Consider the following 23,014-nt stretch of genomic DNA (forward strand, 5'->3'; position numbering starts at 1 on the left):
GGTCAGCCCTTAACTCCCGAAGTAACGTTCTCAAGCACCACGGCGAGGCCCTGCCCGACGCCGATGCAGATCGCAGCGACGCCCCAGCGCTCACCGGACGCTTGCAGGCTGCGGGCGAGCGTGCCGAGGATCCGGGCGCCGGAGGCGCCCAGCGGGTGGCCCATCGCAATGGCGCCGCCGTGCCGGTTCACCATCGAATGGTCGATGCCCCAGGCGTTGATGCACGCCAGGGACTGCGCGGCGAACGCTTCGTTAAGTTCGACGGCGCCCACCTGGCCCCAGCCGATGCCCGCCTTCTCGAGGGCCTTATTCGCCGCCTCCACCGGGGCGTAGCCGAAGTACTGCGGATCGTTGGCATGCGCGCCGCGGCCCGCGATCCGGGCCAAAGGCTCCATGTTCAGCAGCCCGGCGGCGTTCTCGGATCCGATCCAGGCCGCAGACGCGCCGTCGGACAGCGGGGACGCGTTCCCGGCGGTGACGGTGCCGTTCTCGGCGCGGAACACGGTCTTGAGCCCGGCGAGCTTCTCCACCGAGGACCCGGCACGGATGCCTTCGTCCCGGACCAGGTCCGTGCCCGGCACCGGCGCCACGAGGTTGTCATAGAACCCCTCGTCCCAGGCCGCAGCCGACAGGTTGTGGGAGTTCGCGGCGAACTCGTCCTGCTGCTCACGGGTCACGCCGCACTTCTCGGCCAGCCGCTCGGTGGCCTCGCCCAGGGAAATGGTCCACTCCTTCGGCATCGCCTTGTTCACCAGGCGCCAGCCCAGCGTGGTGGACGCCAGGGTCATGTCGCCGGCCGGGTATGGTTTTTCGGTCTTGGGCAGCACCCAGGGTGCCCGGGACATGGATTCGGCGCCGCCGATGAGCATCAGCTCGGCGTCCCCTGCGTTGATCTGGCGGGAGGCGATGATCGCCGCATCCAGGGATGAGCCGCAGAGCCGGTTGACCGTGGTGCCCGGAATCGAGACCGGTAAACCGGCCAGCAGCGTGCCCATCCTGGCGATGTTGCGGTTCTCCTCACCGGCGCCGTTGGCGTTGCCGAAGACGACCTCGTCGATCCGCTCCACGTCGAGCTGCGGCGCGCGCTTTACGGACTCGCTGATCACATGCGCGGCAAGGTCATCCGGACGGACCCCGGCAAGGCCGGAGCCGAACTTACCGAAAGGGGTGCGTACGGCGTCGTACACAAAAGCCTGATTCATGCGTTGTCCATTTCTGTGTTGTCCATTGCTGCGTTGTCCATTGCTGCGTTTTCCATTGCTGCGTTGTCCATTGCATGGAAGACCTGCTGGGCGGTCTTGAAGGCGGTGTTGGCGGAGGGGACTCCGCAGTAGATGGCGGTCTGAAGCAGGATTTCCTTGATTTCGTCCCTGCTCAGGCCGTTGGTGATGGCGGCGCGGATGTGCATGGCCAGTTCTTCCCAGTGCCCGTGCGCCACCATGGCGGTGATGGTGACGGCGGAGCGCATCTGGCGCGGGAGGCCGGGACGGGTCCAGATCCCGCCCCACGCGATGCGGGTGATCATGTCCTGGAAGTCCTCGGTGAAGGAGTCCTTGTTGGCGTTGGCGCGGTCCACGTGCGCGGCGCCGAGCACCTCGCGCCGGACCACCATGCCGCCGTCGTAAATTTCCTGGCTGGTGGCGTCCGGCTGGACTACACCGTTGCGTTCTGGCCCGTTGCGTTCGGGGGCGTTGCGTTCGGGGGCGGTCACTTGGCTTCCCCCCGTGATTCGCTCCAGGTGATGAGGCTCCGGAGCAGCTCGGCAACGTGGGCGGGCGCCTCGGCCGGAGCCAGGTGCGCCACGCCTTCAAGGGTGACGGCCGAGGCCGTGCCGCCCCCTGCCGTAATTCCTGCCGCCACTTCTTCGGCCAACGCCGGCGTCGCCACACCGTCCTCGGCGCCCGCGACGGCCTGGGTGGGGACGGTGATGCTGCCGAGCTGGTCCCGGACGTCGAAGCCGGCCAGGGCCTCGCAGCAGAAAGCGTAGCTGAACCGGTCGGCGTCGCGGAGGGCGTGCAGGAGGCGGCTGCTGAGCTCCGGTTCGCGGTCCATGAACCCCGGGCCGAACCAGCGCTCGGCCGAACCCTGGATCATCACGGGAGTTCCCTGCGTCCTGACTGTTTCAGCACGTTCCAGCCAGCCCTCCGGTGTGCCGAGCTTGGCGCCCGAGCACTGCACGGACAGACTCTTGAGGCGGTCGCCGTGCTTGATGCCGAGCTGCAGGCCGGTGGCTCCGCCGAGGGAGACGCCTGCGTAGTGGAATCTCTCGCCGGGGGCGAGCGAGTCGACAAGCCCGACGACGGCGTCGGCGAGGTCCGCGACGCTGAACGTTTCCGACGCGGCAGGCGACACACCATGCCCGGGCAGATCCCAGGCCACGATGTCAAAGTCGCCGCCCAGCAGGGAGCCGGCCTGGGTCCAGAGCACCGAGGAGGTGCCGAGCGACGGCCCCACCACCAGGAGCGGTTTCCCGCCCAGAGCGCGCTGGGGCGAAAGCAGCACTGCCTTCACTGTTGGTCTAGCCACGGGAGTCTCCGTTTCGGTCTGTTTCGGTTGGGGTTGGCGCATAGTCGGGGAAGGCGGCCAGGATCCGGCGGGAAATTTCGGCGGCCTGGCCGAGGTAGCTCGCGGGGTCCAGCAGTTCGTCCAGCCTTGCGTCGGAGAGCCGGTCAGCCGGAACCGCTTCCCGAAGGAGCCGGCGGTACGTGGCGCCCTGTTCGGCGGCCGGCACCTCCAGGGTTCTGTCCACCACCGACTGAAGCTGCTGCTTTCCGTCACCACCGGCCCCGCCCTCACCCAGCAGGGGCGCCACTGCTGCGGACACGCCCTCGCTCAGGAGCAACGGCCCGGACAGGTCCAGGTTGCGGCGCATGCCCTCCGGGAAGACCTGCAGCCCTTCGGCCAGTTCGCGGACGTGACCGGCGGCCCCCAAGGCCAGGGCGAGCAGCCGGCGCAGGGCCGGCCATTCGGTGTGCCAGGCGCCGTCGGGGCGTTCGTCGTTGAAGGTGGCGGCGGCCAGGTGCAGCTGGGCGGCCAGGCCGGGAGCCTGGAGCGCTGCGCTGCGGACCAACACGGAGAGCACCGGGTTCTGCTTCTGAGGCATGGCCGAGGAGACGCCACGGCCGGGTGCCCGGGGTTCGGCCAGTTCAGCCACCTCGGGCCGGCTCAGGAACAGGACGTCCGCGGCGATCTTGCCCAGCGCGTCCACCACCGCGGCCAGGGAATCCCCCAGCGCGGTGACGGTGAACCGGTTGGTGTGCCACGGTGCCGGTGTTCGGGCGAGACCCAGCTGCGCGGCCAGGTCGTCCGCGAGGCCAAAGGGGTCCGTGGCCGAGCCCACGGTCAGCGCGGTGCCGGCGGCCAGCGTTCCCGCAGCGCCGCCGGTCTGCACCGGCAGCTCGAGTGCCTCGAGCCGGCGTGCGGCGGCGGCCAGCCCGTGGAACCACTGCGCAGCCTTCAGCCCGAACGTGAACGGCAGTGAATGCTGCGTCAGGCTCCTGCCGACGCACAGCGTGTCCGTGTGCTGTCGGGCCAGGCGGGCGAGCGCCGTCGTCGTGCCCTTCACGTCTGCGAGCAGGGCCGAAACGGTGTTCCGGGCCAGCAACATGAGGGCGGTGTCCAGCACGTCCTGGCTGGTCAGTGACGTGTGCACGGCGCGGGCAGCACCCACGTTGCTCGTATCCAGGGCTATGACCTGCGCGCGGAAATCCGCCAGCAGCGGGATCACCGGGTTGCCGCCGCCCTGCGCCCGGCGGGAAATATCGGCAAGATCGTAGCGGGACGCGTCGGCCGCATGGGCTACTACGGCCGCTGAGCCGGCCGGAACGAGATCGGCCTTCTCCAGCACGGCGGCCCAGCCGGCCTCGACGGCGAGAATCGCCGCCAAGAACGCACGGTCACCGGTCAGTGCCGCCACCAGGGGCGACGCCGACACGGGACTGAGCAGCCCGACGTCACCGTCGGTGCCGGCTGGCTGGGGAGTGGTCACTGGGCGGCACCCTCGGTTCCGGTTCCCTCGAAGTCGAGGAAGACGGTTTCGCCCTCGCCCTGGAGACGGATGTCCCAGGTGAGTCCGCCGTCGGCGTCGCGGCGGGCAATCAGCGTCTTGCGGCGCTCGGGGTCCAGTGAGGACAGCAGCGGGTCCTTCGCCAGTGCTTCCTCGTTCTCCGGCAGGTAAACGCGCGTGAAGAGGCGGTTCATCAGGCCGCGGGCAAAGATGGCGACCGAGATGAAGGCGGCTGCGCCGGGCTCCGTGGGGCCGGGGTTGACCGTGGTGAAGGTGTACACGCCGGAGTTGCCCACGGCGCTGCGGCCGAAGCCGGTGAAGGTGTAGCCGTCGCGGACCAGCGACCCGGTGCGGCGGACAATGTTGCCGTCGGAATCCGGCTGCCAGATCTCGAGGATGGCGTCGGGAATGGCGTGCCCGGCGCCGTCGTACACGGTGCCCTGGAGGCGGACGGACCCCGGCGAGCCGGGAGCCAGCAGCTCGCGGTCCTTGTCGTAGGGCAGCGCGTAGCCGTAGAAGGGGCCCACGGTCTGGCCGGGTGTTGCGGTGAGTTTACTCATGGTCGTCTCCGTCTGCTCCGAGGGCCTCGTTTTCGGTCCAGGTCCGCTTGGAACCGGTCAGGACTATGTCCCAGTTGTAGCCCAGGGCCCATTCGGGCTGGGTAAGGTCGTGGTCGTAGTCGGCCACGAGCCGGTCACGGGCGTCCTGGTCAACGATCGACTGGTAGATCGGGTCGAGCGGGAAGAGCTGGTCCCCCGGGAAGTACATCTGGGTGACGATCCGCTGGGTGAACTCCGTGCCGAACAGGGAGAAGTGGATGTGCGCGGGCCGCCAGGCATTGAGGTGGTTCTTCCACGGGTAGGCGCCGGGCTTGATGGTGGTGAACCGGTAGGAGCCGTCCGGGCCGGTGATGCAGCGGCCCACACCGGTGAAGTTTGGGTCCAGGGGCGCCGGATGCTGGTCGCGCTTGTGGATGTAGCGGCCGGAGGAGTTGGCCTGCCAGATCTCCACAAGCTGGCCGGCCACGGGGCGGCCGTCGCCGTCCAGCACGCGGCCGGCAACGATGATGCGTTCGCCCTGGGGCTCGCCGTTATGCTGGATGGTGAGATCCGATTCCAGGGCGTGCACGTCCTGGTGCCCGAACGCCGGGGAGTACAGCTCGATGGTCTCCGGGTCTGCGTGGTGCAGGCTCTTGGTGGGGTGGCGAAGGATGCTGCTGCGGTACGGGGCGAAGTCCAGCCGCGGCTGGGTTTCCCTCTTCGCACCGCCCTTCACTGCCTCGGCGTAGGCCTCTCCGAGTGCCTTGATCTCCGCGCTGAGGTCCTGCTGGGTTTCCACGAAGGGTGCAGGCGTCTGGGCGGCAGTCTGGGGCGCAGCAGTCTGGGGCGCAGCGGGCACTGCGTCGGACAGGTCCTCGGTGAGCGCATCGGCGTTGTACGTCTCAAGGTTCAGGTCTTCAGGCACAGCAGCCTCCTTTCAGTAGGTGATGGTGTTGGTTGGGCTGGTCAGTTGGTGCAGGTGGTCATACTGGACGGCGTGGCGTACCGGAGCATTGGGCGCCCCGTAGCCGTCGTAGTTGCCGCGGCGTTCCACCATTTCGAAGAACACGCTGCCCACGGTGGCGGTGTAGAAGTGCAGGAACTCGCCGTCCGCGTCGCGGTCGTAGAGCAGGTTGAGCTCCTGAAGCGTGGCCAGGAACGCCGGATCAAGCCCGAAGCGGGCGTCCAGGTCCTCGTAGTAGTTCGCCGGGATCTGCAGGAAGTCCAATCCCCTCTCCTGCGCCGCCCGGGCGGTGGCCACGAGGTCGTCCACGGCGAACGCGATGTGCTCCTGGTAGGTCTTCCGCTGGCCCGTAACCGACGCGCCGGCGCCCGTTTCGGAGGCCCCATCCTGCTGGATGACCGGTGCCAGATTCAGCACCAGCCGCACGGCGCGGTCGGAGGTCTGCATGACCTGGGAGCGGACCAGTCCGCTGGGGCTGGCCACCTCCGCGTACGGCTGCGGTTCCAGGGCCAGGGCGCTGGTGTAGAAGAGGACGGCCTCGTCGAAGTGCTGCCATGGCTGCGCGAGGTTCACGTGGTCGATCACCGCATTCCGCGCACCGGAGGGGACTTCCAGCCCCCCGACGGACCCGCGGGTCTCGCCAAATTCGTTGATCCAGGCGGCGATGCCGTCCGGGCTGCCCTGGCACAGGAAGATCTCGGTGGAGTCCGGGGCCGCGAAGCCCTGGAACACCTCTTCGTCGGCCTGGCTCTTGCGCGGCACTGCGGGCGCCTTGAGTTGCTGGGCGCGGGCCGAGGCAATGACCGGGGAGTCGACGTCGAACCCGACGGCGGCGATGGCCGGCGCGCCCGAGCCCACGGCACCGGGGGCCTGTTCGTTGATGATCACCCGGGCGTGGCCCATGGTCCACAGCTGGACGTCCTTGGTGCGGTGGCGGCCGTTAAACTCGAAACCGAGCTGCCCCAGGACGGTTTCCAGTGCGGCGGTGTCCGCGGCCTTGACCTCGGCGAAGTTGAAGCCGGCCGGTTCGGCCACCTGCGGGAGCGTGGCCAGTTCCATGGGGTAACGACGGCGGCCGGCAGCTTTGGCGCCCGCCCCGCCACTGGCGGTTCCGGCCCCGTTAAGAGCGGATGCCGCGTTGGCATCCAGCCACTTGGCGCTCTGCTCCTCCAGCCAAATCAGCGAGCGCATGGCGTCCACGGCGGTGCGCTCGACGTCAGACTGGCGGAACACGTCATTGAACACCTCGAGCGACACCGGTCCGGTGTAGCCGGCGCGGACCACGTGGCCCATGAACTTGGCGAGCTCGAACTGTCCTTCTCCCGGGAACACGCGGTAGTGGCGGCTCCAGGACAGCACGTCCAAGGAGAGCTTGGGGGCGTCCGCCACCTGGACGAAGAAGATCTTGTCCGGGTCGAAGTCCTCGATGGGCGCGGTGTCCCAGTCGCGGGACAGGATATGGAAGGAGTCCAGGCATGTGCCGAGGTTGGGGTGGTCCACCATCTCCACCAGGCGGTGCGCGTGCTCGTAGTCATTGACGTACTTGCCCCAGGCGAGCGCCTCGTAGGCCACCTTGACGCCGTGGTCGCCGGCAAGGGCGGCGAGGTCGGCCAGTTGCCCGGCGCGGAGGCCGTCGTCGTCGATCGTGGCTGTGGCCACGTTGGAGCAGACCAGGATGGTGTCCATGCCCAGCCGGGACATCAGCCCGAACTTGGCGTCGGCCCGGCGGAGGTTAGCGGAAAGCAGGTCCTCGGTGACGCTGTCGAAATCGCGGAACGGCTGGTAAAGGTCCAGTGTGAGGCCGAGGTCCGCGGCCATCTTGCGGACGTCCTCCGGGCTCAGCGGTGAGGTGACCAGGTCCTGTTCGAAGATTTCTATGCCGTCGAAGCCCGCAATGGCGCAGGCCTGCATCTTTTCCTTCAGGGTGCCGGAGAGGCACACGGTGGCGATGCCGGTGCGCATCAGACGGCCACCTCTTCCGCCGCGATGAGTTCCAGGAAGTGGGCGCGCATGCGCTCGGCGTCGGCTTCCAGGCCGGTGAAGATCCGGAAGGCGTCCGCGGCCTGGCCCACGGCCATGCGGCCGCCGTCGAGCACTTCGCAGCCCTTGGCACGGGCCTCGCGGACCAGTTCGGTCTCGATGGGGCGGTATACGATGTCCGCCACCCAGTGGCGCGGTTCCACGAGGGCCATGTCCAGGGGCGTGCCGGGGTGGGCTGCCATGCCCACTGGGGTGCAGTGCACCAGGCCGTCGGCCGAAGGCATGAGCTGCGGCAGCTCCGACGTCGTGCGTCCCGTGATGGTGCGGTCGGGGAAGAAGCCGGACAGCTCGGCGGCGCGTTCGGCGCTCCGCGCCGGGTCCATGTCCACGAGGTCCAGCGTCTGCACGCCGGCGGTGAGCAGGGCGTAGGCGACGGCGGACCCGGCACCGCCCGCTCCCAGCTGAACTACGCGGTCCAGCTTGGCGTCCGGGAGCCCGGAGGCCAGGGCGGCGGCAAAGCCGGAGAAGTCGGTGTTGTGGCCGATGAAGCGGCCGTCCTGGATCACCACGGTGTTCACGGCGCCAAGCTTTTCGGCGTCGGGTGCGATCTCGTCCAGGTGCTCCAGGACCAGCTGCTTGCACGGGTGGGTGATGTTCAGCCCGTTGAAGCCCAGCCGGTAGGCGCTCTGCAGCAGGTCACCGATGGACGTGGCGGGAAGGTCCAGCTCGCGGAGGTCTATGGGGCGGTAGAGGTAGCGGAGCCCTTGGACATCGCCTTCGCGCTCATGCATGTGGGGGGAAAGTGACGGCATCACGCCATCGCCGACCAGTCCCACGAGGTAGGACTCAGTTCGATTGCTCATGCGTGCGGCTCCTTTGACTGCGGCACACGGCCGGCTGGGGCACTCGGGCGCCTGCCGCTGGCCAGGTGATAGGGATTACAGTACAACAAAAGTTCATATGATGCACTCTTGTTCTTGATACGAACAAATACGTGATGAATGAGCGCGTATTACCGCTGAGGCAGGCGTGCTGCCAGCTCGGCAGCCGCCTCCTGCAGCAGCGGAACGTGAGCCACGAGGGCGTCCATGCTGAGCCGAAAGACGGGCACGGCGGTGGCCAGCGAGGCGAAGGCGACCCCCTGGGAGTTGAAAACCGGCACTGCCACGGCGCGCATTCCAAGCTCGTTTTCCTCGTCCATGACCGCGAAGCCCTGGCGCCTGACCTTGTCTATCTCGGCACGGAAGACACCACGGTCGGTGATGGAGACATTCGTCAGCGGATCCAGCGGCAGCTCCTCCAATAGCCGCTCGCGATCTGCGTCCTCGGCGAAGGCCACAAGCGCCTTGCCCACCGACGTGGTGTGGAGGGCGCCGAGGAAGCCCGGATCGCTGGTCACGCGGAAGGTCTGCGGGCCGTCCACCTTGTTCACCGTGAGGTGGTGGATGCCATCCCGGACGGACAGGATGGTGGCCTCGCCCGTCTGTTCCGTGACGCGCCGCAGAATGGGAAGCGCGGTGCCGGCGAAGCCGTGGTGGTTGGACACCCGCTGGCCGAGCTGGAAGATCCGCAGGCCGAGGTGGTAGCGGCGGCCGTCCGGCTCGTAGTCCACAAAGCCGTCCCGCGTCAAAGAACCCAGCAGCCGGTAGGTGGTGCTGAAGGGAAGGTCGGCGCGCCGGGAAAGCGCGGAGGCACTGGCGCCGCGCGGCTCGTCCCCCAGCAGGACCAAGAGGCCCAGGGCCTTGCCCACCATGTCCGTGCGGGAGTCATCCTTTCCCGGCTTGGCGGACTTGGCCTTCAGGCCTCCCTCCGCCGCCGATGCTTCGTCGGGGAACCGGGCATCATCCGGGGCCTTGATTTCTTCCGGGGGCTGGATGCCGGCGTCATTGCCTGTGGCTTCTTTCACACTCATAACTCGATGTTGCCACAATGTGAGAGCTATTTCTAGATGGTGAACAATCTTCTTGACAAGTGACTGCCCTCACAGCCATAGTTGCTGTATCGCACAAGTAGCTCTCACCATGTGGCTACTTAGTCCGGGTCTTTCCAAGGACCTCCAGCCGCCCTTTCCCCATCCAGGACGGCGGCTGCGACCCTCCTGATACATCCGCGACAATGTCGTCACACTGAAGGAACACCATGAGCCAGACACTCCCGTCCATGACGCCGGGCACTGTTGCCCCGGCCGGGACCCCGAAGAAGGCAGCCCTTGCCAGCTTCCTCGGCAGCGCCGTCGAGTACTACGACTTCTTTATCTTTGGCTCGGCAGCTGCCCTAATCTTCCCTAAGGTCTTCTTCCCGGACGCCGACACTAACGCGGCCATCATGTCCTTTGCCACGTTCGGCTTTGCCTACGTGGCGCGCCCCGTGGGTGCCGTCATCCTGGGCCACTTCGGCGACCGGGTGGGCCGCCGCAAGGTCCTCATGTTCACCCTGCTCCTCATGGGCGCCTCCACCTTCGTGATCGGCTGCCTGCCGGACTTCAAGACCGTTGGCTGGTGGGCCCCGGTCCTCCTGGTGCTGGCGCGCCTCTGCCAGGGGCTTTCCGCCGCCGGCGAGCAGGCCGGAGCCTCCTCCATGACGCTCGAGCACGCCCCGGACAACCGCCGCTCCTTCTTCACCTCCTGGACCCTCACCGGCACCCAGGGCGGCCAGATCCTCGCGGCCCTCGTTTTCATCCCCGTCCTCGCCCTGCCTGACGAGATCAAGTACGGTATCGGCTGGCGCATTCCGTTCTGGCTCAGCGCCGTGGTGGTCATGGTTGCCTTCTTCATCCGCCGCACCCTGCACGAGCCGCCGGCCTTCGCGGAAGCCCAGAAGACCGCCCAGATCGCCAAGCTTCCCGTTGCCGACCTGCTCAAGAGCCACTGGCGCGACGTACTCCGCGTCATCTGCTGCGCGTTCATCGCCGCCGTCTCCACCGTGTTCGGCACCCTCGCCATCAGCTACGCCAAGACAGTTGCCGGCGTGGACGGCACCACCACCCTGTGGCTTGTGGTCGGCGCCAACCTCGTGGCCCTGGGCACGCAGCCGCTGTTCGGCAAGCTCGCAGACAGGATCGGCCGCAAGCCCGTCTTCATCTACGGCGCACTCTCCAGCGCTGTCCTCACCCCGGTCTTCCTGCTCAGCCTCGAATCCCACAGCGTCCCGCTGATGTTCCTGGCCGCCATCGGCTTCTTCTCGTGCGGCTATGCAGCCTCGAACGCCGTCTGGCCGTCCTTCTACGCTGAAATGTTCAGCACCAAGGTCCGCTTCTCCGGCCTCGCGATCGGCACCCAGCTCGGCTTCCTCATGGCAGGGTTCGCCCCCGCCATCGTGGCGGCCATGGGCGGCATCAAGCCCGGCGGCTGGGTCCAGATCAGCATCTTCACGGCCGTGATCTGCGTCGTTGCGGCCGTCTCGGCCCTGACGGCCAAGGAAACCTTCAAGGTTCCCACCAAGCAGCTCGGCCTCAAGTAACCCGACCGGCCCGGGCGCGTCCCGCCGTCGTGACCCCGTTTGCCCGCCAAACGCCTCACGCCACGGCGAGTCCCCGGCCTACTCGGCCTGTTCGGCTTCAAAGAAGGTCACGACGGCGGCCCTCCCCTCATGAGGGGCGGGCCGCCTTTCTCATGTGGCCAGCACCTCGGCGAGGTCGAACTTCACGGGCTCCTCGAGCTGCTCGTAGGTGCACGTGTCCGGGTCCCGGTCCGGGCGCCAGCGCACAAACTGCGCGGTATGACGGAACCTTTCGCCCTCCATGTGGTCGTACTTGACCTCCACAACGCGGTCGGGACGCAGCGGCGTGAAGGAAAGGTCTTTGCCTGCGCTCCAGCGGCTGCCCTCGGCCTTGCGCGGCGTGCGCGCGCCTTCCTCCTGTTTGGCCCAGGCCCACGGGTGTTCATCGAAGCTGGTGACCAGCGGCTGGAGTTCCTCGAAGAGCTCCCGGCGCCGCTGCATCGGGAAGGCGCCCACCACACCGACGCTGGCCAGTTCGCCGCCGGGCTTGTACAGGCCCAGGAGCAGCGAACCGATCGCGTCCGGCCCGCTCTTGTGCACCCGGTAGCCGGCCACCACGCAGTCGGCAGTGCGCTCGTGCTTGATCTTGAACATGACCCGCTTGTCCGGCTGGTACACGCCGTCGAGGGGCTTGGCGATGATTCCGTCCAGGCCTGCGCCTTCAAACTGGTGGAACCACTTCCCGGCGATCTCCCGGTCCTGCGTCGCGGCCGTCAGGTGGAGCGGTGGAGCGGCGCTGGCGAAGACCTGTTCCAAAGCTGCGCGCCGCTCGGTGAACGGCCGGCCGCTGAAGTCCTCATCCCCCAGGGCCAGAAGATCGAACGCCACAAACTTCACCGGTGTCTGTTCTGCAAGGAGCCTGACGCGGCTGGCCGCAGGATGGATCCGCTGCTGCAGGGCGTCGAAATCGAGCCGGTCCCCTGACGCGCCCACCAGCACGATTTCGCCGTCGAGCACGCACCGCGGGGGCAGGTTGGCCTTGAGCGCCTCCACCAGTTCGGGAAAGTAGCGCGTCATGGGTTTTTCGTTGCGGCTGCCGATCTCCACGTCGTCGCCGTCGCGGAAAACGATCGACCGGAAACCGTCCCACTTCGGCTCGTAGCTCATGGCGCCGTCCGGAATGGCGGGCACCGCCTTCGCGAGCATCGGAGCAATGGGGGGCATGACCGGCAGCTGCATACGCCCCATTCTTGCCCGGGGGCCATCCCGGCGCCAGCCCCCGCGGCCCGGCAATCCTCCGCAGCGGACCTTTCCACACCGGGCCCTCGACACAGCCACCGGCCGCCGGTAGACATTAACGATGGCAGCCATCGGTTTTCACGCGTCGCATGAACAGATCAGCCCGGGACAGCTTCTGAAGGACGTCCAGCGTGCCGAGGAGGCAGGCTTCGACGCCGCCATGTGCTCGGACCACATCGAGCCATGGTCCGCACGGCAGGGGCATTCCGGCTTTGCGTGGTCCTGGCTGGGCGCCGCGCTGGCCACCACCGGACTGCGGTTCGGCGTGGTCAACGCCCCGGGCCAGCGGTACCACCCCGCCATCATCGCCCACGCCTCGGCCACGCTGGCGTCGATGTTCCCGGGCCGGTTCTGGATGGCGCTGGGCAGCGGGGAGAACATGAACGAACACATCACAGGTGACCCGTGGCCGCAGAAAGACACCCGCCAGCGCCGGCTGGAGGAATGCGTGGACGTCATCCGCCGCCTGCACGACGGCGGGGAGGTCACGCACCACGGGCTGGTCACCGTGGAGCAGGCAAGGATCTGGGACGTTCCGGAGCCCAGGCCGCAGCTCATTGCCCCGGCCGTCAGCGTGGAGACGGCGCGCCGTTCGGCCACCTGGGCTGACGGGCTGGTGACCGTGAACCAGCCCCACGGGAAGCTCAAGGAGATGCTCGCCGCCTACCGGGACAACGGCGGCCGCGGCAAGGCAGTCCTGCAGATCCACCTGTCCTGGGCGCCCGGGGAGCAGGACGCGGTGGCCATTGCACTGGACCAGTGGCGGACCAACGTTTTCGCCCCGCCCATCCCCTGGGACCTGCCCACCGCTTCCCATTTCGACGGCGTCAGCGCAGATGTCGGGGAGGAACAGGTCCGGAAGTCGGTGAATATCTCGACCAGCCTTGACCAGCACGCCCAGTGGCTCGGTGAGTACGCCGAGCTCGGCTTCGACGAGCTGTACCTGCACTTCGTTGGGCAGGATCAGGCCCCGTTCATCGATGCCTTCGCCGAAAAGGTGCTGCCCCAGCTGCGGACGGTACCGGTCGCATGAGAATCGCTGAAACCTCGGACCTGTGGTGGAAGAACGCCGTGATCTACTGCCTCGACGTCGAGACATTTTTCGACGACGACGGCGACGGCACCGGCGATTTCGCCGGGCTCACCCAGCGCGTGGACTATCTCGCGGCGCTGGGCGTGAGCTGCATCTGGCTCATGCCGTTCTATCCCTCGCCTGACCGCGACGACGGCTACGACGTTACCGATTTCTTCAGCGTGGACAGCCGGCTGGGCACCATGGGTGACCTCGTGGAGTTCATCCGTACGGCCAAGGACCGCGGGCTCAGGGTGATCGCGGATTTCGTGGTCAACCACACCTCGAACCAGCATCCGTGGTTCCAGGAGGCGCGGAAGTCCGTGGACAACCCGTACCGCGACTACTACGTGTGGCGGAAGGACACACCGCCGGACACGTCCTCGGAGGTGGTGTTCCCGGGCGAGCAGACTTCCATCTGGACCCAGGACGACGCCACCGGCGAGTGGTACCTGCACATGTTCGCGGAGCACCAGCCGGACCTGAACGTCACGAACCCCAACGTCAGGAACGAGATCGCCAAGGCCATGGGGGTGTGGCTGCAGCTCGGGCTGGACGGGTTCCGCCTCGACGCCGTGCCGTTTTTCCTGGAAACCCGCGGCGAGCCCAAGGACGAGGCGGCCAAGATCGACCCGCACGACTACCTCAGCGCCCTGCGCAGTTTCCTCAACCGCCGCAACGGCAGCGCGGTCCTGCTCGGCGAGGTGAACCTGCCGTACAAGGAGCAGCTGGAGTACTTCGGCGGCGCCGAGGGCAACGAGCTGAACATGCAGTTCGACTTCATGTCCATGCAGCACATGTATCTCTCGCTGGCCAGGCGGGACGCCCGACCGCTCGCGGAGACGCTGAAGAGCCGCCCGCAATTGCACCCTGACAACCACTGGGCCATGTTCGTCCGCAACCATGACGAGCTCACGCTGGACAAGCTTAGCGACGGCGAGCGCGAGGAGGTTTTTGCCGCGTTCGGCCCGGAGAAGAACATGCAGGTCTACGGCCGGGGCCTCCGGCGCAGGCTGCCGCCGATGCTTGACGGCGATACCGGCAGGATCAAAATGGTCTATTCGCTGATGTTCTCCCTGCCCGGCACTCCCGTGCTGTACTACGGCGAGGAAATCGGGATGGGCGAGGACCTGCGGCAGAAGAGCCGGGCCGCCGTCCGCACGCCCATGCAGTGGAACAGCGAAAAGAACGGCGGCTTCTCCGAAGCCCGGGCATCGCAGCTGGTGGCGCCGCTGGTGCGTGGGGAGTTCGGCCCGGACAAGGTCAACGCGGCGCAGGCCAAGCGGGATCCGGAGTCGCTGTGGAACTTCATCGCCACACTGATCCAGCGCTACCGCGAATCCCCGGAGCTGGGCTGGGGCGACTTCGCCGTCATCGACCAGCCCGAGCCGGCGGTCTTTGCCCACTCTTGCAGCTCGGCGGGAGCAACGCTGGTGCTGCTGCACAACTTTGGCCAAGACACGGTGAAGGTCAGCGGCACAGTGGGGCCGAAGGAGGCGCCCCGGGCGGCCTTCAGGGGCGCCGTCCTGCTGGACCTGCTCGACGGCGGCAACGTTCCATTGGAGCCCGACGGCGGGTTCACCGTGGAGCTGGGACGCTACGGCTACCGCTGGTTCCGCGTCCACCGGCCTGGCGACCGCCTGGCCCCGTGAAACCGCCTGGCCCCCTGCGGGCGCGTGTCCCCATGGGAGCGCCGCCCCGCGTCGTGGCCTCTCGGCGCCCCTACAGCCCCCGGCGGAACACCTTCACTGCCCAGGGACGCAGCCCAAGGCCGGGCTCGGCCGGGTAGTTGCCGAGCACCTGTCCGGCATCTTCCCAGGAGCCGTCGATGTCGGCGCGCTGTTCCGTTCCGGAGAAGTTGCCAAGCACCAGCATCTCGGCGTCCGGCAGCGAGCGCCGGAATGCATAGACGTGCTCGTCGTCGGGCAGCAGCATAGTGAAGTCGCCGTAGGCCACCACGGGGTCCGCATGGCGCAGCGCGATGACCTTCCGGTAAAAGCTGAAGACCGACTCGGGGTCATCCACCTGGGCAGCGGCGTTGATGGAATTGGCGTTCGGGTTCACCGCGATCCACGGGGCACCGGTGGTGAAGCCGGCGTGCCGGCTGGCATCCCACTGCACCGGCGTGCGGGCGTTGTCCCGGTTCAGGGGCGCCAGAGCGGCGAGGACCTCGGCATCGGTGTGCCCGAGGTGGGTTGTTGCCTCCCGGTGGTGGTTCAGGACCTCGATGTCGCGGTAGTCGCTGATCGCGCCAAACGACATGTTCGTCATGCCCAGCTCCTCGCCCTGGTACACATACGGGGTGCCGCGGTGCAGATGGAGGATGGCGGCGAGCATCTTGGCGGAGAGCTCCCGGTACTGGCCGTCGTCACCGAAGCGGGATACGGCGCGGGCCTGGTCATGGTTGCCCCAGTAGAGGCTGTTCCAGCCGCGCTCCCCGAGTCCTTCCTGCCAGCGGCCCAGGGACTTCTTCAGGTCGGTGAGCAGGAGCTTCTTGGGACGCCACTTATTGCCGCCCTCCTGGTCCAGGGCCACGTGTTCGAATTGGAACACCATGTCCACTTCCTGGCGTCTGGGGTCAGTGAAGAGCGCGGCGTCCTCCACCGTCACTCCGGGCATCTCGCCCACAGTGAGCAGTTCCTTGTCCCGCCCGGCGAACACTTCCTGGTGCATTTCCTGCAGGAACTCGTGGATCCGCGGGCCACAGATAAAGTGCGGGCCGCCGTCGCCGTACAGCATGCCTTCAGCAATCGGTCCGTCCGGCAGCGACTGCTCCTTGGAAATGAAGTTGATGACGTCCATCCGGAATCCGTCCACGCCACGGTCCAGCCACCAGTTCATCATGTCGTAGATGGCGGCCCGCACTTCCGGGTTTTCCCAGTTCAGGTCCGGCTGCTTCCGGGAGAACAGGTGGAGGTAACACTCTCCGGTGGCGGCGTCGTACTCCCAGGCGGGGCCGGAAAACGCGGAACCCCAGTTGTTGGGTTCCGCCCAGGCCGCCCCAGGCTCAGCACCGGACCGCGGCGGCCGCCACCAGTACCAGTCGCGTTTCGGGTTGTCCTTGCTCGAGCGCGACTCCACGAACCACGGGTGTTCGTCCGATGTGTGGTTGACCACGAGGTCCATCACGAGCTTCATGCCGCGGGCGTGCAGTCCTTCGAGGAGCTCATCCAGCGTTTCCAGGTCTCCGAAGATGGGATCGATGTCGCGGTAGTCGCTGATGTCGTAGCCGTTGTCGTCCTGCGGTGAGCGGTACACGGGGGAAAGCCAGACGACGTCGACGCCCAGCGTCTGCAGATAGTCGAGCCTGCCGATGATGCCACGGAGGTCCCCCACCCCGTCGCCGTCAGAATCGGCGAAGCTGCGCGGATAGATCTGATAGACCACTGCACTCTTGAACCACTCGCGGCCTGCTCTGAAGGCCGCTTCTGCCTCGGTTTCCTGGATCGTCATTGCTGGTCCCTCCTGGTCGGCGGCGTGACGGATGCAAGCCCACTGAAAGTCTGCTGGCTCTGCTTTCGGCGGTCAATGGCATGCTGAAACCGGAGCGGCGCGGGAAACTAACCGCGTGCTAACGGGCAGGAAACGCAGGCGCAACATTCCCCCGCCACACTGGAAGTGCCGGCAATAGCAGGCACCAGCTCCAGCTCGGGAGGCCACGCCATGTTGAAGGAAGCCAAAGCCCACATAACCCGCGTCCGCGCCTTGGACCAGCTCCACCGCGGGGACGAGATCGAAGCCCGCCTCTCGGTGGGTCCCAGTTACGACGACGTCGTCATCCGCCGCGGCAGCGTCCAGGAGACGGCGCCCGGGATCGGCGTCGTGTGGATCATGGACCATCACACCGGGATGCGCCGAGCCATCAATACGGATGAGTGCAGCGTTTGGCGCGTCGCCTGAGCCAGCTATCCCCCGGCCACGGACTGAATGATCAGCACTTCCTGGCCGGCAGCGACTTCCGTATCCAGGCCCTGGAGACGCCGGACCTCGTCGCCGTTCACGTAAATATTCACGTAGCGGCGGAGTGCACCGGTTTCGTCCCGCAGCCTCCTGGCAAGCACCGGGTAGTCCCCGGTCACGGAATCCAGCACCCGGCCCACAGTCACCGTCCCGTCGGCGGGCGCAGTCAGCAAGGACTGCCCGCCGGCGAGCGGCTGAAGGACGCTGGGAAGCACCACGCTGATCTCACCCACAACGGATCCTCATGCGGAGGCCGGCGCGGGAACCGTGGCATCCGCCACGACGGCAGCGCGCACGCACAGGACGTCCGGCAGGTGGGACGCAACCTCCGCGAAGGTTTCGCCCTCGTCTGCGCTGGCGTACACCGAGCCTCCGCGCGTTCCGAAGTACACCCCGGCAGGTTCGGCGGAATCCACGGCCGCGGCGTCACGGAGCACGGCGTTGTATTCGGACTGCGGCAGTCCCGCATCCAGCCGCTTCCAGGTGTCGCCGGCGTCGTCGGTGCGGTGCACGGCGAGCTTCCCCTCGGGCGGGATCCTTTCGCCGTCGGCCTTGAGCGGAACCACCCAGGCCGTGCCCGCCCTCCGCGGGTGCGTCAGCATCACGAAACCGAAGTCGGCGGGCAGCCCCTCCGCGATTGATTGCCAGCTCTCGGCATTGTCGTCACTGCGGTACACGCCGTGGTGATTTTGCGCGTAAAGACGGCCTTCGACGGCGGCATCCGCTGCAATCTTGTGGACACACTGGCCGAACTCCGGGTTGGGGTCCGGCATGAAGTAGGCCGAAATTCCCTTGTTCCGGGGCTCCCAGGACGTCCCGCCGTCGAGCGAGCGGTAAACGCCGCCCGTGCTCATGGCGATGTGCACGTCGTCCCCGGACGGGTTGACGACGATCGAGTGGGCGGCGGCGCCGCCATAGCCGGCGCCCCATTCGCTGCGGTGGGGGTGGTCCCACAGTCCGCGGTTCAGCTCAAAGTGTTCGCCGCCGTCGGTGGACTTCCAGACCGAAATCGGCTCGGCGCCGGCCCACACCACGCCGGGCCGCGACTCGGCGTCGGGGTGGATCTGCCAAATGCGTTCGACGGCGGCGTCGGTGCCGTCGGGGAACTTGATGGCACCCTGTTCGGGCTCGGTCCAGGTGGCGCCGAGATCATCCGAGTGGGCCACGGTGGGGCCCCAGTGTTCAGACCGCACGCCCACCATGATGCGGGTGCGGCCGTCCCGCGTGTCGATTCCGATGCTCGGTATCTCGCTCATCAGGAAGTGCGGGCCGGAGAGGGACCATTGCTTCCGGTCCTGGCTGGTCGCCAGCCAGAGTCCTTTTTTGGTCCCGATCGCTAAGAGGTAAGTCTCTGGGGTAGCCATGAACCCCATGCAACCACTCCGGCAGAGAGGCCGCAATGGTTTTCCAGGCAATCAGAAGGAACCGCGCCTCAGCGCTTGGTTGCGGTCCGCGTCCTGGCAGCCGCGCGCAACTGGCCGCGCCGGTGCTTGCGCCACCACCGCCGCACCAGGTCGAAGGCGGCCAAAAGTCCGGCGAGGGGCGACAGAACGGCCAGGGCGTAGACGAAGAGCAGCCATGTCAGCGTTGCCAGGGGAGGCTGATTCTTGCTCAAGAGCGACAGCCCGCCAAAGAGGCCGGCAGTCCAAAAGAGCACCACGAACACCAGCACGGCAGCCGCGGGAAAGTACTCATTCCGTACGATTCTCATCAGGGTCCCCATGCCTGCTCCTCCTACCGTCCCCGCACAATTGGCCTGTCCGTTCCAGTATGCGGCGCCCGGACCGGACTTCCCGCGCGCCACGGGCCGATGTGATCAAACCGACCCCTGCCGGGCCGGCCGACCTGCGTCAGGGGGTCCTTGGCGTGACCCGAACGCCGGCGACTGCCCCTGAGACGTTGCCGGACGGGAGCCGTGCGAGCCTGGCAAGGAGGGGCCGCATCCCCAACCGGTCGAGTATTCGCAGCCGGTGACGCCAGCAACCAGCAGCACGGCCGCCAGAACTATCTTCCCGCAGCGGCCCTGTCGGTTTCCCCCAAAACGTGACATGCACCGAGCGTGCACAGGAGGTGGATCACGGACGTGGGACGCCTGCATCAATGTTCGGCATCAAAGTTCGGTGCGGAGCACGCCTAGCGGTTCATTCTGCGTTCGAAGCGGGCGCGAGCGAGGTCGTAGGCCTGGCGGAGCAGCGTCCGGGCGGTCTGGGCTGTCGATGGTCCCGGATTGACTATGGCCAGCCACCCCAGGGATCCGTAGACAGGATGAGCAATTACACTGTCAGCGACGCTTGGATCAACGTCGTCGGCCGGCTCCCCTGGTTGGTGGCCGGCCCACTCAACGAAGGCGGCCCTTCCGGCGGCAATATTTACGCGGAAGAATCCTGGCCGGTCAAGGCGCGACTGCTCATCTTCGGGGTAGTCCTTTGCCACGATCGTCGCAAAGGGTTGAGTTGCTTGGGGCATGATGCCGTCGGGGGCGTAGTAGAAGAATGTGTCACCCCAGGCAAGTTCTGGCGAGCCATCTCCTTGGCCGGCCGTGACGGCCAGTGCACCGTCGAAGCTTTTCACCAAAGCAATAATTTCATCGATGGTCATGCCTCAAGCATTTCATTTAATTTGGTCGTCCCGATCAGCCGAGCGGTGTCATGATGGGCGCATGAGCCAAGTCACGTGCGATCTGACCATCTCCCTCGACGGATTCGCCGCCGGACCGAACCAAAGCCTGACGGACCCCCTGGGCGAGGGCGGAGAGCTCCTGCACCGGTGGCAGTTCGAAGAACCCGAGCCCAACGCAGCCGCGCTCGACGGCATCCTCGCGGCCGGCGCCTACATCATGGGACGGAACATGTTCGCAGGGCGCGGGGCGTGGGATGAGGAATGGCGGGGCTGGTGGGGTGAGGAACCGCCCTATCACGCACCCGTGTTCGTTCTCAGCCATCATCGACGCGAGCCTCTGGAGATGCAGGGCGGCACCACGTTCAACTTCGTGACTGATGGGATCGAATCCGCGCTGGCCCAGGCGCGGAAGGCCGCTGGCGGCAAGGACGTGGCCGTTGCCGGAGGAGCGCAGACCGTCCGCCAATTCCTTTCGGCGGGGCTGATCGACGAGCTGCGGCTCCACATCGCGCCCATCGTCCTGGGAGCGGGCGAGCGGCTGCTGGACGGCGTCGAGAATCTCAAGCTTGAGCCGACGGAAGTGAGCGGTACCCGCCTCGTCACCCACGTGCGCTACCGGGTAATCCGCTGAAAAGCCGACGAAACTCCGGAGTAGCTTGCTGACCGGCCTGTCAGGGGCTCTGCACGGTACGCACGTACGCGTTCTGCCGTCCGGGCGGCACGCCGTCGCGTTAGCATTGGTCCCGACACGTCTGACCAGGAGGATGCATGCCGTACACCGTTGACTTCGAGAACGTTTCTACTGTCGGCTTGGAATCGTCTCCGGTCGCCGAGGCCCTCGCCGGGTTGCGCGCCAACGAGGCCCGCTATTACCGGAACAAGTACGACCATGCCTTCACCGTGAGCCCTGCAAGCGAGGTTCCGGAGGTGGTCGACCGGGTGAGCCGGATCCTCCGGGACGAGCGCGACATCGTCATTGGATCCCGGCCGCTGGAAGCGACCGCCTTCGAAGTCGACGGCTTGCGGATGGCCTACGTTTTCTACGAGTCGGGGCTGTCGATCAACGTCATGTACAGCATCGAGGACGGCGGGAAGCGGGCGGTCGGGTTCAAGCTTGCCGAGGGCATGGAAATTCCGGAGGAGTTGGCGCCGCGCTTCAAGTTCGCCCGCCAAAAATCGAAGCTGGCTGGCGTTATTCGCGGCTCCTACTTCGTGATCAAGGGCGAGTACTGACCGGGGGATGGCCCTCATGTCCGGATTGTCGAGCATCAAGCGCATGCCCCGGGTCATGCGGCGCTGTTGATTGAGGAACGCGGGGTTCTCGTCGCCGGTCACATGCTTTCTGATGTCTTGATTCCGATGCTCGACTTGAACGACACCGCTGACCCGATCGAGGATTACCTCGCCGCGCTGCGGCTGCTCGAGGGCGTGGTGGGCGACGTCGATGTCCCCGTCCCCGGCCACGGGTCCATCGGCGGAGCTGATCAGGTACGCGCACGGATCGACCAGGATCGGGCGTACGTGCACGCCCTGCGTGACCCATGTTGCCAGCGATCCGCGGGTCGGGCCGTCGGCTATGCCGGGCTGGGACTGGGTGGGCGGCGTGCACGCACGGCAACTCCAGCAGCTCGCCCGAAGAAACCAGCGCGACGGAACGCCCGGCTAGCCATCGCATACCGGGCACTGCGGGCTGTCCCCGCGCACCCCGCGACTGGACGAACTGCTTCGAGCCTGCCCGGAGCCAATTGGTCGAAGTATGCAAACTGTCCGACCCCGGGGCTACACTAAAGTATCGAACATATATTCCCATTAGCCTGGGGTGGGTTTTGGGCGTCTGAACTGCGGTTTTACTGCCTAGACAGATGTCCTTGACGCCAAGATGGAGAAGGTCGAAGCACGTTCATGCGTGGTCCAGACCCACGCGCCTGGACAGGGCTGACGTGCCGCCCCGTGGCAGAGCGGGCATGCCTTCTTCATAGTTTTCATGGCTGGAGCGTATGGCCAGGGTCGGCCATGGTTCGGCTGCGGATCATGGCCGGGCCTCACAACCGGCCAGGGAGTTTCTCGAGATGGGCGCCCTGCTGGGTGTACTGACGGCTGGTGCATGTCCACAATCCGCCACTTAGAGGTCCAACTGCTCGGACACGCGGGCTTCCGGGCCGGCTAGTCGACTGCTATTGCTTGCTGCACGCCACGTAAGGCAGCCCCTCTGACGTACTTCGGGTAGGGGTACTGCGTCAGGGACGTGGCGATTATTTCACGGAGCCAGTCCACGGGAGGAGATGGGATGTCGCGTCGGTAGGTATACAGGGTGACGCGGCCGGGTGCGATGTTGAAAGGGAGCGCAAACTGGCGGACCGATCCGTGGGACTCGATGATGTCGGCGAGGGCTTTGGGTACGACGCTGATGTGGTCTGTCACGGCAAGGGTCTGCGCGACCACGGCAAAACTTGGGAGGGTGATGGTTACGGAGTCACGGACGCCCAGTTCGGCCAGCCTGTGGACGACATGCTCGTGCCCCAACGCCTTCGACACGACAACATGTTTTTCGGCGGCGATTTCCTCCATCGATGGGCTGTCGGAGATGCGCGGGTGCGTCCTGGCACAGACGCCCACGTAGGGCATGTCCATAAGGTGCTCACCCAGCACGTCACTCTCGGGTATGGCAGGGATCCCGATTGCCGCGTCGATTTCGTTGCGCCGTAGTCGATCGTGGAGCTGGGAGATGTCCAGCGGTATGACGTCGAGACGAACATTCGGCGCGGCCTCCAGCACGGCCGAAACGATGTAAGGAAACAGTGCCATGAGACCGAGGTCGGTCATCATGAGCCGGAACCGGTGGGACGTGCTGGCAGGATCGAATTCGGAGACGCCTTGAACCGCTGAGTCGATCATCCGGAGTGACTGACTCAATTCCGGATAGAGACCACTTGCCGTCGGTGTCGCTTCCAGGCCCTTCGGTCCGCGGTGAAAAAGCGGATCTCCGAAGAGTTTGCGCAACTTCGACAACGCATAGCTCACGGATGGCTGGCTGATGGCCAGGATTTCCGCGGCCTCGGTGACGCTGCGTGTCTCGTATACAAGCACGAAAACCCGCAGAAGATTCAGATCATACTTGCCCGGTTCGTCCATACAGC

General features: G+C 66.6%; 22 protein-coding genes. 6 read left to right on the forward strand and 16 right to left on the reverse strand.

All coding sequences use genetic code 11. The annotated features are described in order from the left end of the window. Positions 1-2: 2 nt before the first annotated feature. The 9 genes from AC1DD3_RS05740 to AC1DD3_RS05780 form a co-directional block, all read right to left on the reverse strand. Positions 3-1,202 (reverse strand): thiolase family protein, encoded by a 1,200-nt coding sequence (locus tag AC1DD3_RS05740; RefSeq protein ID WP_476881168.1) that lies wholly within the window; start codon positions 1,200-1,202, stop codon positions 3-5. Next, positions 1,199-1,711, reverse strand: a complete 513-nt coding sequence (pcaC, locus tag AC1DD3_RS05745; RefSeq protein ID WP_476881169.1) for a 4-carboxymuconolactone decarboxylase — start codon at positions 1,709-1,711, stop codon at positions 1,199-1,201. Before pcaC ends, AC1DD3_RS05740 begins: the two co-directional genes overlap by 4 nt. Beyond that, positions 1,708-2,526, reverse strand: a complete 819-nt coding sequence (locus AC1DD3_RS05750) for an alpha/beta fold hydrolase (RefSeq protein ID WP_476881170.1) — start codon at positions 2,524-2,526, stop codon at positions 1,708-1,710. Before AC1DD3_RS05750 ends, pcaC begins: the two co-directional genes overlap by 4 nt. Beyond that, positions 2,519-3,988, reverse strand: a complete 1,470-nt coding sequence (locus AC1DD3_RS05755; protein ID WP_476881171.1) for a lyase family protein — start codon at positions 3,986-3,988, stop codon at positions 2,519-2,521. The genes AC1DD3_RS05750 and AC1DD3_RS05755 overlap by 8 nt, the downstream gene beginning before the upstream one ends. Beyond that, positions 3,985-4,566 carry a protocatechuate 3,4-dioxygenase subunit alpha gene (gene pcaG, locus AC1DD3_RS05760; protein ID WP_230120018.1) on the reverse strand — a complete coding sequence of 194 codons (582 nt, stop codon included), beginning with the start codon at positions 4,564-4,566 and terminating at the stop codon, positions 3,985-3,987. The genes AC1DD3_RS05755 and pcaG overlap by 4 nt, the downstream gene beginning before the upstream one ends. Next, positions 4,559-5,470: a protocatechuate 3,4-dioxygenase subunit beta gene (pcaH, locus tag AC1DD3_RS05765; protein ID WP_476881172.1), complete on the reverse strand. Its 912-nt coding sequence runs from the start codon at positions 5,468-5,470 to the stop codon at positions 4,559-4,561. The genes pcaG and pcaH overlap by 8 nt, the downstream gene beginning before the upstream one ends. Positions 5,471-5,482: 12 nt before the next feature. Further along, entirely contained in the window at positions 5,483-7,471 is a 1,989-nt protein-coding gene (locus tag AC1DD3_RS05770) for a bifunctional sugar phosphate isomerase/epimerase/4-hydroxyphenylpyruvate dioxygenase family protein (RefSeq protein WP_230120019.1), read from the reverse strand. Next, the gene (locus tag AC1DD3_RS05775) at positions 7,471-8,352 is read right to left on the reverse strand and encodes a shikimate dehydrogenase (protein WP_230120020.1); all 882 of its coding nucleotides are present in this window, start codon (positions 8,350-8,352) and stop codon (positions 7,471-7,473) included. Before AC1DD3_RS05775 ends, AC1DD3_RS05770 begins: the two co-directional genes overlap by 1 nt. Before the next feature lie 149 nt (positions 8,353-8,501). Continuing rightward, entirely contained in the window at positions 8,502-9,401 is a 900-nt protein-coding gene (locus AC1DD3_RS05780; protein ID WP_476881173.1) for an IclR family transcriptional regulator, read from the reverse strand. Positions 9,402-9,628: 227 nt separating this feature from the next. On the opposite strand from AC1DD3_RS05780, the gene AC1DD3_RS05785 reads away from it, so the two are divergent. Next, positions 9,629-10,948, forward strand: a complete 1,320-nt coding sequence (locus AC1DD3_RS05785) for an MFS transporter (RefSeq protein WP_230120021.1) — start codon at positions 9,629-9,631, stop codon at positions 10,946-10,948. 150 nt (positions 10,949-11,098) lie between these two features. On the opposite strand, the gene AC1DD3_RS05790 is transcribed toward AC1DD3_RS05785, so the two are convergent. After that, positions 11,099-12,166 (reverse strand): ATP-dependent DNA ligase, encoded by a 1,068-nt coding sequence (locus tag AC1DD3_RS05790; RefSeq protein ID WP_230120022.1) that lies wholly within the window; start codon positions 12,164-12,166, stop codon positions 11,099-11,101. Between the two features lie 121 nt (positions 12,167-12,287). Between AC1DD3_RS05790 and AC1DD3_RS05795 the strand changes: the two genes are divergently transcribed. After that, complete coding sequence (locus AC1DD3_RS05795) at positions 12,288-13,259, forward strand: TIGR03885 family FMN-dependent LLM class oxidoreductase (RefSeq protein WP_230120023.1); 972 nt, start codon at positions 12,288-12,290, stop codon at positions 13,257-13,259. After that, complete coding sequence (locus tag AC1DD3_RS05800; protein ID WP_230120024.1) at positions 13,256-14,950, forward strand: alpha-amylase family protein; 1,695 nt, start codon at positions 13,256-13,258, stop codon at positions 14,948-14,950. The genes AC1DD3_RS05795 and AC1DD3_RS05800 overlap by 4 nt, the downstream gene beginning before the upstream one ends. A gap of 70 nt (positions 14,951-15,020) precedes the next feature. Here the strand turns inward: AC1DD3_RS05800 and AC1DD3_RS05805 are convergent, their stop codons facing one another. Beyond that, complete coding sequence (locus AC1DD3_RS05805; protein ID WP_230120025.1) at positions 15,021-16,751, reverse strand: glycoside hydrolase family 13 protein; 1,731 nt, start codon at positions 16,749-16,751, stop codon at positions 15,021-15,023. A 210-nt stretch (positions 16,752-16,961) separates the two neighbouring features. On the opposite strand from AC1DD3_RS05805, the gene AC1DD3_RS05810 reads away from it, so the two are divergent. After that, entirely contained in the window at positions 16,962-17,198 is a 237-nt protein-coding gene (locus AC1DD3_RS05810) for a hypothetical protein (protein WP_230120026.1), read from the forward strand. 5 nt (positions 17,199-17,203) lie between these two features. Here the strand turns inward: AC1DD3_RS05810 and AC1DD3_RS05815 are convergent, their stop codons facing one another. The 4 genes from AC1DD3_RS05815 to AC1DD3_RS05830 form a co-directional block, all read right to left on the reverse strand. After that, positions 17,204-17,491, reverse strand: coding sequence for a MoaD/ThiS family protein (locus AC1DD3_RS05815; protein ID WP_230120027.1), 288 nt, complete (start codon positions 17,489-17,491; stop codon positions 17,204-17,206). Positions 17,492-17,500: 9 nt separating this feature from the next. Then, positions 17,501-18,631 carry a WD40/YVTN/BNR-like repeat-containing protein gene (locus AC1DD3_RS05820; protein WP_476881174.1) on the reverse strand — a complete coding sequence of 377 codons (1,131 nt, stop codon included), beginning with the start codon at positions 18,629-18,631 and terminating at the stop codon, positions 17,501-17,503. Between the two features lie 59 nt (positions 18,632-18,690). Continuing rightward, entirely contained in the window at positions 18,691-18,981 is a 291-nt protein-coding gene (locus AC1DD3_RS05825) for a hypothetical protein (RefSeq protein ID WP_230120029.1), read from the reverse strand. Between the two features lie 410 nt (positions 18,982-19,391). Further along, positions 19,392-19,856: a DUF6194 family protein gene (locus AC1DD3_RS05830; RefSeq protein WP_476881175.1), complete on the reverse strand. Its 465-nt coding sequence runs from the start codon at positions 19,854-19,856 to the stop codon at positions 19,392-19,394. A gap of 61 nt (positions 19,857-19,917) precedes the next feature. Here AC1DD3_RS05830 and AC1DD3_RS05835 point away from each other — a divergent pair, with 61 nt between their 5' ends. Beyond that, positions 19,918-20,508 carry a dihydrofolate reductase family protein gene (locus AC1DD3_RS05835; protein WP_230120031.1) on the forward strand — a complete coding sequence of 197 codons (591 nt, stop codon included), beginning with the start codon at positions 19,918-19,920 and terminating at the stop codon, positions 20,506-20,508. Between the two features lie 137 nt (positions 20,509-20,645). Then, complete coding sequence (locus tag AC1DD3_RS05840) at positions 20,646-21,110, forward strand: phage tail protein (RefSeq protein ID WP_230120032.1); 465 nt, start codon at positions 20,646-20,648, stop codon at positions 21,108-21,110. Between the two features lie 930 nt (positions 21,111-22,040). On the opposite strand, the gene AC1DD3_RS05845 is transcribed toward AC1DD3_RS05840, so the two are convergent. Continuing rightward, on the reverse strand, positions 22,041-23,009 hold the full coding sequence (locus AC1DD3_RS05845; protein WP_230120034.1) for a LysR family transcriptional regulator: 969 nt from the start codon (positions 23,007-23,009) through the stop codon (positions 22,041-22,043). Positions 23,010-23,014: the final 5 nt, after the last annotated feature.

This window comes from Arthrobacter sp. 05T444 (assembly GCF_056395905.1).

Bases quoted from the DNA above. Each gene is read 5' to 3' on its own strand.
- AC1DD3_RS05740 (WP_476881168.1), bottom strand. From the start codon at position 1,202: ATGAATCAGGCTTTTGTGTACGACGCCGTACGCACCCCTTTCGGTAAG.
- pcaG (WP_230120018.1), bottom strand. From the start codon at position 4,566: ATGAGTAAACTCACCGCAACACCCGGCCAGACCGTGGGCCCCTTCTAC.
- AC1DD3_RS05770 (WP_230120019.1), bottom strand. From the start codon at position 7,471: ATGCGCACCGGCATCGCCACCGTGTGCCTCTCCGGCACCCTGAAGGAA.
- AC1DD3_RS05775 (WP_230120020.1), bottom strand. From the start codon at position 8,352: ATGAGCAATCGAACTGAGTCCTACCTCGTGGGACTGGTCGGCGATGGC.
- AC1DD3_RS05780 (WP_476881173.1), bottom strand. From the start codon at position 9,401: ATGAGTGTGAAAGAAGCCACAGGCAATGACGCCGGCATCCAGCCCCCG.
- AC1DD3_RS05785 (WP_230120021.1), top strand. From the start codon at position 9,629: ATGAGCCAGACACTCCCGTCCATGACGCCGGGCACTGTTGCCCCGGCC.
- AC1DD3_RS05790 (WP_230120022.1), bottom strand. From the start codon at position 12,166: ATGCAGCTGCCGGTCATGCCCCCCATTGCTCCGATGCTCGCGAAGGCG.
- AC1DD3_RS05795 (WP_230120023.1), top strand. From the start codon at position 12,288: ATGGCAGCCATCGGTTTTCACGCGTCGCATGAACAGATCAGCCCGGGA.
- AC1DD3_RS05800 (WP_230120024.1), top strand. From the start codon at position 13,256: ATGAGAATCGCTGAAACCTCGGACCTGTGGTGGAAGAACGCCGTGATC.
- AC1DD3_RS05805 (WP_230120025.1), bottom strand. From the start codon at position 16,751: ATGACGATCCAGGAAACCGAGGCAGAAGCGGCCTTCAGAGCAGGCCGC.
- AC1DD3_RS05810 (WP_230120026.1), top strand. From the start codon at position 16,962: ATGTTGAAGGAAGCCAAAGCCCACATAACCCGCGTCCGCGCCTTGGAC.
- AC1DD3_RS05820 (WP_476881174.1), bottom strand. From the start codon at position 18,631: ATGGGGTTCATGGCTACCCCAGAGACTTACCTCTTAGCGATCGGGACC.
- AC1DD3_RS05825 (WP_230120029.1), bottom strand. From the start codon at position 18,981: ATGGGGACCCTGATGAGAATCGTACGGAATGAGTACTTTCCCGCGGCT.
- AC1DD3_RS05830 (WP_476881175.1), bottom strand. From the start codon at position 19,856: ATGACCATCGATGAAATTATTGCTTTGGTGAAAAGCTTCGACGGTGCA.
- AC1DD3_RS05835 (WP_230120031.1), top strand. From the start codon at position 19,918: ATGAGCCAAGTCACGTGCGATCTGACCATCTCCCTCGACGGATTCGCC.
- AC1DD3_RS05840 (WP_230120032.1), top strand. From the start codon at position 20,646: ATGCCGTACACCGTTGACTTCGAGAACGTTTCTACTGTCGGCTTGGAA.
- AC1DD3_RS05845 (WP_230120034.1), bottom strand. From the start codon at position 23,009: ATGGACGAACCGGGCAAGTATGATCTGAATCTTCTGCGGGTTTTCGTG.